Origin of the sequence: Aquabacterium sp., from assembly GCF_035476535.1 — a bacterium.
Taxonomy (GTDB): Bacteria; Pseudomonadota; Gammaproteobacteria; order Burkholderiales; family Burkholderiaceae_C; genus Pseudaquabacterium.
Window position 1 is genome coordinate 33538 of record NZ_DATILJ010000253.1, and the last position, 9536, is coordinate 43073.

General features: G+C 68.9%; 8 protein-coding genes. 6 read left to right on the forward strand and 2 right to left on the reverse strand.

Annotated features, from left to right (window positions below; all coding sequences use genetic code 11):
• Positions 1-16 precede the first annotated feature (16 nt).
• Positions 17-1258 carry a pyridoxal-phosphate-dependent aminotransferase family protein gene (locus VLK61_RS25530; RefSeq protein ID WP_325425299.1) on the reverse strand — a complete coding sequence of 414 codons (1242 nt, stop codon included), beginning with the start codon at positions 1256-1258 and terminating at the stop codon, positions 17-19.
• Between the two features lie 127 nt (positions 1259-1385).
• Here VLK61_RS25530 and VLK61_RS25535 point away from each other — a divergent pair, with 127 nt between their 5' ends.
• The 6 genes from VLK61_RS25535 (at position 1386) to VLK61_RS25560 (ending at position 8739) form a co-directional block, all read left to right on the forward strand.
• Entirely contained in the window at positions 1386-2084 is a 699-nt protein-coding gene (locus tag VLK61_RS25535) for a GntR family transcriptional regulator (protein WP_325425303.1), read from the forward strand.
• A 2-nt stretch (positions 2085-2086) separates the two neighbouring features.
• A complete protein-coding gene (locus tag VLK61_RS25540; RefSeq protein WP_325425306.1) occupies positions 2087-5182 on the forward strand; it encodes an FAD-binding and (Fe-S)-binding domain-containing protein in 3096 nt (1031 codons plus the stop codon).
• A gap of 90 nt (positions 5183-5272) precedes the next feature.
• Entirely contained in the window at positions 5273-5764 is a 492-nt protein-coding gene (locus VLK61_RS25545) for an AAA family ATPase (protein WP_325425308.1), read from the forward strand.
• Positions 5765-5811: 47 nt separating this feature from the next.
• The gene (locus tag VLK61_RS25550) at positions 5812-6387 is read left to right on the forward strand and encodes a GNAT family N-acetyltransferase (protein WP_325425311.1); all 576 of its coding nucleotides are present in this window, start codon (positions 5812-5814) and stop codon (positions 6385-6387) included.
• 245 nt (positions 6388-6632) lie between these two features.
• Positions 6633-6758 (forward strand): hypothetical protein, encoded by a 126-nt coding sequence (locus tag VLK61_RS25555; RefSeq protein ID WP_325425314.1) that lies wholly within the window; start codon positions 6633-6635, stop codon positions 6756-6758.
• A gap of 199 nt (positions 6759-6957) precedes the next feature.
• Positions 6958-8739, forward strand: coding sequence for an ATP-binding response regulator (locus VLK61_RS25560; RefSeq protein ID WP_325425316.1), 1782 nt, complete (start codon positions 6958-6960; stop codon positions 8737-8739).
• Here the strand turns inward: VLK61_RS25560 and VLK61_RS25565 are convergent.
• Positions 8698-9480 carry a response regulator transcription factor gene (locus VLK61_RS25565; RefSeq protein ID WP_325425318.1) on the reverse strand — a complete coding sequence of 261 codons (783 nt, stop codon included), beginning with the start codon at positions 9478-9480 and terminating at the stop codon, positions 8698-8700. The genes VLK61_RS25560 and VLK61_RS25565 overlap by 42 nt on opposite strands.
• Positions 9481-9536 lie beyond the last annotated feature (56 nt).

The window sequence follows — 9536 nt, forward strand, 5'->3', positions numbered from 1 at the left end:
GCAGGGCGGCAGATCGTCAGGCCGCCGCCTGCAGGGCGGCGGGTGCCGGATGCGCAGCGAAGAAATCCATCGCAGCCTGCACCCCGCTGCCGGCCAGCGGCACGCCGGCGAGCTTCATGCCCATCTCGCAGCCGGCCAGCGTGGCCAGCAGTGTCAGGTCGTTGCTGTCGCCGAGGTGGCCGATGCGGAACATGCGGCCCTTGAGCTTGCCCAGCCCGGTGCCCAACGACAGATCGAAGCGCTGATGGATCAGCCGCCGCACAGCATCGGCATCCACGCCGGACGGCGTGACCACGCCGGTGAGCACCGGCGAATACACCGCCGGGTCGGCGCACTGGATCGGCAGCCCCCAGGCCTTGACGCCGGCCCGCACGCCTGCAGCCCAGCGCTGATGACGCGCAAAGACCGCGGCCAGGCCTTCGCCCAGCAGCATGTCCAGCGCTTCGCTTAAGGCGTACAGCAGGTTCGTGTTCGGCGTGTAGGGCCAGTAGCCGCCTTTGTTCATCTCGACGATCTCGTCCCAGGCCCAGAACGCACGTGGCAGCTTGGCCGAGGCCATCGCCGCCAGCGCGCGCGGCGACAGCGCGTTGAAGCTGATGCCCGGCGGCAGCATCAGCCCTTTCTGCGAACCGCTGATCGTGACGTCGACACCCCATTCGTCGTGCCGGTAGTCGGCCGACGCCAGGCCGGAGATCGTGTCGACCATCAGCAGTGCCGGGTGGCCGGCGGCGTCGATCGCGCGGCGCACCGCGCCGATGTCGCTGGTGACGCCAGTGGAGGTTTCGTTGTGCACGACGCAGACGGCGCGGATCTGTTGGCCGCTGTCGGCGCGCAGCCGCTGCTCGATCAGCCCGGCCTGCACGCCGCGGCGCCAGCTCAGCGGCAGGCCGGTGGCGGCATCGGTGCCGGCTTCGCCGATGAACTCGGGCACCAGGCCCAGGCGCAGCGCCATCTTCTGCCACAGCGTCGCGAACTGGCCGGTCTCGTACATCAGCACCGCGTCGCCCGGGCTCATCGTGTTGCACAGCGCGGCTTCCCAGGCGCCGGTGCCGGAGGCCGGGTAGATGACCACCGGATGCCGGGTCTGGAACACCTGGCGCAGCCCGGCCAGCACCTTCAGGCCCAGCGCAGAAAACTCGGGGCCGCGGTGGTCGATGGTCGGCAGGCTCATCGCCCGCAGGATGCGGTCCGGCACCGGGCTGGGCCCAGGGATCTGCAGGAAGTGGCGGCCGCTGGGGTGGCTGTCGAGCTGGAGCATGGTCTGTCCTTTCGTCAATCAGTTTTGCATGCAAATTTCAATCGTGCGCGCTGGTTAACCCTAAATCACCCACGTCGACGACCTCACAGTTTGCATGCAAAATGAGATCAAAACTTCCCCACGCGCCATGGCCGACATCATCCACATCAGCCCGACCGGCCTGCACGACCAGGCCGCCGCCCGCCTGCGCACGATGCTGGTCGAAGGCCGCATCGCGCCCGGCGCCAAGCTCAACGAGCGCGAACTGGCGGCACAGCTGCATGTCTCCCGCACGCCGCTGCGCGAGGCCATCAAGATGCTGGCCACCGAGGGCCTGGTCGACCTGCTGCCCAACCGCGGCGCAGTGGCGGTGAAGCTGAGCGAGGCCGATGTGCAGCACAGCTTCGAGCTGCTGGCCGCGCTGGAGGGCCTGGCCGGCGAACTGGCCGCGCAGCGCATCACCGACGCGGAACTGGCGGAGCTGCGCGCCAAGCACTACGAGATGCTGGCCTGCTTCAGCCGCCGCGACCTGTCGGGCTACTACCGGCTCAATGCGCTGATCCATGTCGGCATCAACGAAGCAGCGAAGAACCCGGTGTTCAGCAACACCTACCGCGCGGTCAATGCGCGGGTGCAATCGATGCGCTTTCGCACCAACCAGAACGAAGTCGAATGGCAGCGCGCGGTGAAGCAGCATGAACAGATGATCGAAGCGCTGGATGCGCGCGACGCGCCCGGCCTGCGCCAGGTGCTGGTGCAGCACCTGCAGCACAAGCGCGACAACGTGCTGGAGTTGATGCGCGCCGGCCAGGTCTACCTGCAGGCCGCGCGGCCGGCGCAGGAGTGACGATGCAACTCGACGACCCCGCGCGGCTGCGGCCCGCCACTGGCCGGGATCCCGCCGATCACAGCGCCCTGCCCGCCAACGAAGTCTGCGAAGCGCTGGCCCGCCGCCTGCGCGCCGAAACCCAGGGCGAGGTGCTGTTCGATGCCGCGTCACGTTGGCGTTATGCCACCGATGCGTCGATCTACCAGATCATGCCGGTGGGCGTGCTGATGCCGAAGACGGCGGACGATGTGGCCACCGCGATCGGCATCGCCCGCGAACTGCGGGTGCCAGTGCTGCCGCGCGGCGCCGGCACCAGCCAGTGCGGCCAGACCACCGGCGCCACGCTGGTGATCGATTGCAGCAAGCACCTGCGGCGCGTGCTGGCGGTGGATGTCGACGGGCGCAGCGCGACGGTGGAGCCCGGCCTGGTGCTGGACCACCTGAATGCGCAGCTGAAACCCCATGGCCTGTGGTTCCCGGTGGACGTGTCGACCAGCGCACAGGCCACGCTGGGCGGCATGGCCGGCAACAACTCCTGCGGCTCACGCTCCATCGCCTACGGCAACATGGTGCACAACGTGCGCGGCGCTAGCGCCTGGTTGTCCGATGGCAGCCTGCTGGACTTCGGCCCGGTGGCGCAGTTGACGGGTCGCGCGGCGCAGATCGCCGATGCCGTGCGCACGCTGGCACAGCAGCACCGGGCCGAGATCGAGGCGCGCTGGCCAAAAGTGTTGCGGCGCGTGGGCGGCTACAACCTCGACATCTTCGACAATCAAAGTGAGCGGCCCTACACCACGGACGGCAGCGTCAACCTGGCGCAGCTGCTGGTGGGATCGGAAGGCACGCTCGCCTTCACCCGCAGCCTGACGCTGCAGCTGGCCGAGCTGCCGCGCGCCAAGGTGCTGGGCGTGGTGAACTTTCCCGACTTTCATGCGGCAATGGATGCGGCGCAGCACATCGTCAAGCTGGTGCCCACGGCGGTGGAGTTGGTCGACCGCAAGATGATCGAGCTGAGCCTGGCCAACCCGGCGTTCAGGCCGACCATCGAAACCGCGCTGATCGGCCGCCCGGCCGCGATCCTGCTGGTGGAGTTCAGCGGCGACAGTACCGCGCAGATCATGCCGAAGCTGACCCAACTGGCCGAGTTGATGGGCGATCTGGGCCTGCCCGGCAGCGTCGTGCAAATGCCCGATGCAGCGCCGCAGAAAGCGCTGTGGGAGGTGCGCAAGGCCGGCCTCAACATCATGATGAGCCTGAAGGGCGACGGCAAGCCGGTGAGCTTCATCGAAGACTGCGCGGTGCCGCTGCAACACCTGGCCGCGTACACCGATGCCCTGACCGAGGTGTTCGCCCGGCATGGCACGCGCGGCACCTGGTACGCCCATGCTTCGGTGGGCACGCTGCATGTGCGGCCCATTCTCGACATGCGCCAGGGCGGCCCCACCGGCGGCGCGCAGAAGATGCGGGCCATCGCCGAAGAAGCCTCCGTGCTGGTCAAGAAGTTCAAGGGCGCCTACAGCGGCGAACATGGCGACGGCCTGTGCCGCGGCGAGTGGATCGAATGGCAATTCGGTCCCGCGCTGAACGAGGCCTTCCGCGCCATCAAGCGCGAGATGGACCCGCTGAACCTGTTCAACCCCGGCAAGATCATCGACCCGCCGCGCATGGACGACGGCGCCCTGTTCCGCTTTGCGCCGCCAACGGCGCCCAAGCCCTACCGCCGCATCGAACTGAAACCGGTGCTCGACTGGTCCGCCTGGAACGTGCAAGCCGACCCGGTGACCGAAGCGAGCACCGCGCCCGGCACTGGCGGCGACTCGACCGGCGGCCTGGCGAAGGCCGTGGAGATGTGCAACAACAATGGCCACTGCCGCAAGTTCGACGCCGGCACGATGTGCCCGAGCTACCGCGTCACCCGCGACGAGCAGCACCTGACGCGCGGCCGCGCGAACACGCTGCGGCTGGCGCTGTCCGGCCAGCTGGGCCCGGATGCCTTCACCAGCGATGCGATGGCCGACACCCTGGACCTGTGCGTCGGCTGCAAGGGCTGCAAGCGCGACTGCCCCACCGGCGTCGACATGGCCAAACTCAAGATCGAGTTCCTGGCGCACTACAAGGCCCGCCACGGCCGCACGCTGGCCGACCGCCTGATCGCCCACCTGCCCGACTACGCGCCCTGGGCCAGCCGCCTGCCCTGGCTGCTGAACTTGCGCGATAGGATTCCCGGCGCCGCCTGGCTCAGCGAGCAGCTGCTCGGCCTGTCGGCCCAACGCTCGCTGCCCACCTGGCGCAGCGACACCTTCTGGCGCAGCAAGCTCGCCACCACGCTGGCCAGCCGCGAGCAGGTGCTGACCGCCGCCCGCGTCGGCGAAAAGGCCGCGGTGCTCTTCGTCGACACCTTCAACGCCCACTTCGACAGCGAAAACGCCAGCGCCGCCGCACGCGTGCTGCTGGCCGCGGGCTACACGGTGCATGCGGTGCGCAAAGGCGATCAGCAGGAAGGCGGCAGCAGCCCGCACTGCTGCGGCCGCAGCTTCCTGGCCACCGGCCAGGTCGACGAAGCCAAAGCCCGGCTCAGTGCGCTGGTGCAGGCGCTGCTGCCGCTGGCCGACGCCGGCCTCTTCATCGTCGGGCTCGAACCCTCGTGCCTGCTGACCCTGCGCGACGAAGCGCTGGTGATGGGCTTAGGCGAAGCCGCCGAACGCGTGGCGCAGCAAGCGCTGCTGTTCGAGGAGTTCATCGCCCGCGAGGCCACGGCCGGCCGCTTCACGCTGAAATTCAGAGCCGCCGAAGCGCCTATCCTGCTGCACGGCCATTGCCACCAGAAGGCCTTCGGCGCGGTCGAGCCCATCCTGCAGGTGCTGCGGCTGATTCCGGAGGCGAAGCCCGAGCTGATCGAGAGCAGCTGCTGCGGCATGGCCGGCAGCTTCGGCTACGAAGCGAAGCATCACGCGGTGTCGATGCAGATGGCCGAGGCCAGCCTGCTGCCGGCGATCCGCCAGCGGCCCGATGCCATCATCGTCGCCGACGGCACCAGCTGCCGGCACCAGATCGCCGATGGCGCGCAGCGCGAGGCGTTGCATGTGGCGCGCCTGCTCGAAGCCTTGATGATCTGACAAGGCCGGACGGCACCGGTCAAGCCCGGCCGCCGAACAGTGAGGTTCAATTCAAGTCAGGCTTCGCAAGCACCACCCACTTCACGCTGTATGCCACCTACGCCAACTCTTCACTTCTTCTGCGGAAAAGCCGGGGCCGGCAAAACGACCGTCGCATCACGTCTTGCGCTGGACCTCAACGCGATTCTGATATCTGAAGACGTCTGGCTCATGCGCTTGTTTGGTGATCAGATGAAGACCTTCGATGACTACATTCGATTCTCCAAAAAACTGAAAGCAGTCGTCGGCCCACTCGCCACGGATCTATTGAACGCCGGTCACTCCGTAGTGCTGGACTTCCAGGCCAATACCAGGGCGGGTCGCAGTTGGTTTCGTTCAGTTTTCGAGCACGCAGGGGCGGCGCATGTGCTGCACGTCGTGAGCGCCTCAGACAAGGCTTGCCTGGCGAGAATCGCAAAGCGCAACATCGAACGGCCGGAAGGTTCCCATCACTTGACGCAAGAGGATTTCATCCATGTCTCATCCTTCTTTCAAGCTCCCGAAGCGACTGAAGGCTTCAACGTCATGACCCATGCAAGCTGAGTGAAGCCTGCCCACACCCACAAGCGCCGACACCCCGGAGTTGATGCATGACCGAATCGCCCGTCGAGATCCGAAAGCTCTGTCCGGAGCTGATGCAGGACTTCTTGCTGTTCTTCGACAGCGAGGCCTTTGCCGACAATCCGAAATGGGGCTTTTGCTTTTGTCAGTTCCTGTACGTTGATCACGCGAAGGTCAATTGGGGGACTCGAACCGTACAAGAAAACCGTGCCGCTGCGTGCGACAGAATCTGCAACAAGCGAATGGAAGGCTATCTCGCGTACCGCGCCGGAAAGCCCATTGGCTGGTGCAACGCGGCGCCTCGCACGATGATGGACTCCTTTGCCGATGAACCGGACCCAGACACCGCTCGAATGGGTCAAATCACATGCTTTGTCATCGCCAAGCCCCATCGGCGTTCAGGGGTTGCCACCTCGCTGTTGCATGCCGCTTGCGCCGGACTGAAGGCACAAGGTCTGCAAATCGCGGAGGCCATGCCAATGGCCGAAGCTTCGACCGACGCGCACAACCACTTCGGCCCGCTGAGCATGTATCTGGCCGCAGGATTTCAGGTGCATCGCACAGACGCAGAGGGCCACGTGTATGTTCGGCTGAGTCTGGTCTAGTGTGCTTCCCATCGCAGCGGCCCCAACCCTTCCCTCACGCCATCCGTCTTGCGCGGTCCGGATACGACGAACTGGCCATCGCCGCGTCAGAACATCTTCTGGCTGAACTTTCCCGACACAGCAAAGACCTCAAGGCCCACCCAGGGCCTCTCTCAGCCGCCGGCGCCCACGCTGCTGACCTGCACCAATTCGCCGGCACCGGCAGCTTCGGCCGCCGCGGCCCCACTGCACGGCCCGCTGCGGCCATGAGCGCCGTTCTCACAGGTCGTGCGCTGCCTGCCGTTCGCGCCCTCGGCGTCGTCGCGAATGCAGTGCAGCAGCGTCATGGCCAGCAGTACGGCCAGCGCTGGCACGGCGAGAGCCCGGCATGACGCAAGGCGTGGCAAAACTCGTCGTGCGGTCATGGTGTCCTCTACTGCGCTGTGCTGCTGCCGTGCCGGGCCGCAAGGCGGGTCCCGTCGTCGATGCAGTCTAGGAACCGGCCCGGCGCGCGACCATCCGTCAGACGGATGCGCGGACCCCATCCGTTCGGATGGGTGCGGCTGCCGGGAGCCACGGCATGATCACGCGATGCGCTGGTCCACCCTGATCCCCGAACCCGCCGATGCGCGCACCCGCGACGCGATGCTGCGGCTGTTCTACGCCCAGAGCGGCGCCAGCCTGGCCGCCGCCGCGCTGCTGGTGGTACTGCTGTGCGCCTATGCCCGCGACCGCGTGCCGGCCTGGCTGCTGGCGGCCTGGGCGCTGGCCTTCGCGGTGCTGCTGGTGCTGCGCGCGCGCTGGCGCCGCGTGGTGCCGCGGCTGGACGACAGCACGCTGGCCGCCGGCGCGCTGGCCTGGCAGCGCCGCACCATCGCCAGCGCCGGCCTGACGGGCCTGCTGTGGTCGGCGGCGATGCTGATGGTGTTCCGCCGGGCCGAGCCCTCGAGCCAGATGTTCGCGGCGATGCTGGCCTGCATCACCGGCGTGGCCAGCATCAACGTGATGGCGCCGCAGCCCCGCGCCTTCCTGATGCTGATGGCGCCGATGTCGCTGACCCTGCCGGGCCTGTTCATCGCCATGGGCAGCTGGGCCGGGCTGTACTACGCGACGCTGGCGCTGGCCGGCGCCGCGCTGGCCACCTCGCTGATGCTGCGCCACACCCAGCTGCTGCACGAGAGCCACGCCATGCGCTTCGAGCGCGAGGCGCTGCTGGCCGAGACCCAGGCGGCGCGCGACGCGCAGGCGCGCTTCCTGGCCGCCGCCAGCCACGACCTGCGCCAGCCGGTGCATGCGCTGGGCCTGCTGGCAGCGCAGGCCGAGGCCGAACTGCACGGCCGGCGTGCCGCCGCCACCGCCAGCCAGCTGCAGAGCATGGCGCAGGCGCTGGACGGGCTGATCGAGGCGCTGCTGGACGTCTCGCGGCTGGACAGCGGCGCCGTGGTGCCGCGGCCGCGCGCGCTGCCGCTGGCCACGCTGTTCGACCGCCTGGCGCCCGAATTCGCCGTGCTGGCCGACGCCCGCGGCCTGCAGTGGCGGCTGCGACCGACGCCGCTGTGGGTGCACAGCGACGAGATGCAGCTCGAACGCATGCTGCGCAACCTGCTGTCCAACGCGCTGAACTACAGCGTGCAGGGCGGCGTGCTGCTGGCGGCGCGCCAGCGCGGCGGCCAGGTCTGCCTGTCGGTCTGGGACACCGGGCCGGGCATCGCGCCGGAGCACCAGGCGCGCATCTTCGACGAGTTCGTGCAGCTGCAGAACCCAGGGCGCGACCGGCGGCGCGGCCATGGCCTGGGCCTGTCCATCGTCGCCCGGCTGTCGCGGCTGCTGCAGCATCCGGTGGCGCTGCGCAGCCGGCTGGGCCGCGGCAGCTGCTTCAGCGTGACGCTGCCGCTGGCCGTGCCGCTGACCCTGTCGACCGACCCGCCACCGGTTGCCGCGCTGGCGCCCTTGCTGCCGCTGCAAGGCCGCAGCGTGGCGCTGGTGGAGGACGACGAAGCGGTGCGCAACGCCACCGTGGCGCTGCTGCGCGCCTGGGGCTGCGTGGTCTGGGCCGATGCCGCGGTGGCGCCACTGCTGCTGCGCCTGCAGGCCGAGGGGCTGCGGCCCGATCGCCTGATCAGCGACTGGCGGCTCGAAGAAGGCGACGGCCTCCGCGCCATCGCCGCGCTGCGCGGCTGGGCCGGCGCCGGGGTGCCGGCGCTGCTGATCAGCGGCGAGACGCTGCCGGTGCCGCCCGATCAGCTGGCGGCGCAGCAGATCACCGCGGCGCGCAAGCCGCTGCCGGCATCGGCGCTGCGCGCCTGGCTGAGCGCCGAGGCCGTGCCGCGCTCAGCGCAAGCTGTCGGAGAGATCGCCGGCAAGGCCGCCTGAACCCAGGCCTGACGGGCCGGCCGGAGCGGTGGCTGGCACAGCACTTGGAACCATGCCAGGCATGGCGCCCGAGATGGCGCCCGGAAGCGCGCCCAGAGGTGCCCCCGCAAAAACACCCGAGACGGCCCGCAAGTGCGACTGCCCGGCACTCACGGCTTCGGCGCGATTGCGCACGCGCAGCACGCGGAAGATCGTCACCAGGTGGCCCTTCACGGTTGGCTCGGCCATGCCCAGCGCCCGCGCGATCTCCTTGTTGCTGCGTCCCTGCACCAGCTGGCCCAGCACCTCCAGCTGGCGCCCGGTGAGCGATTCCTGCGCCACCGGCGCGGGGGTGTGGCGCAGCAGGAAAGGCGGCACATAGCAGCCACCGGCCAGCACCAGCTCGATGGCGCCCAGCAGCACGCGCGGGTCGGCCGCTTTCGGCAGCCAGCCGCAGGCGCCGGCACGCAGCGCCTGCGTCGCCAGCTCGGGGTCGGTGTCGGCCGAGAGCAGCACCACCGGCAGCAGCGGGTGGCTGCGCCGCAGCTGGTGCAGGGCCTGCAGCGGCGGCTGGCCGGGCAGGTGCACGTCCAGCACCAGCAGCGTCACGTCGGGCCGGGCCGCCAGCACGGCCAGGGCGCCGTCCAGATCGGCCGCCTCGCTGACCTGGCAGCTGCCGCGCAGGCCACGCAGCAGCTGCGCCAGGCCCAGGCGGACCACGGCATGGTCATCGACGACCAGAAGGTGTAAGTTTTCGTTCATGCGACAAGCGCGACCATAGCAAAGCTCGCGCCAATCGCAGCACCCGATTGCGGCGA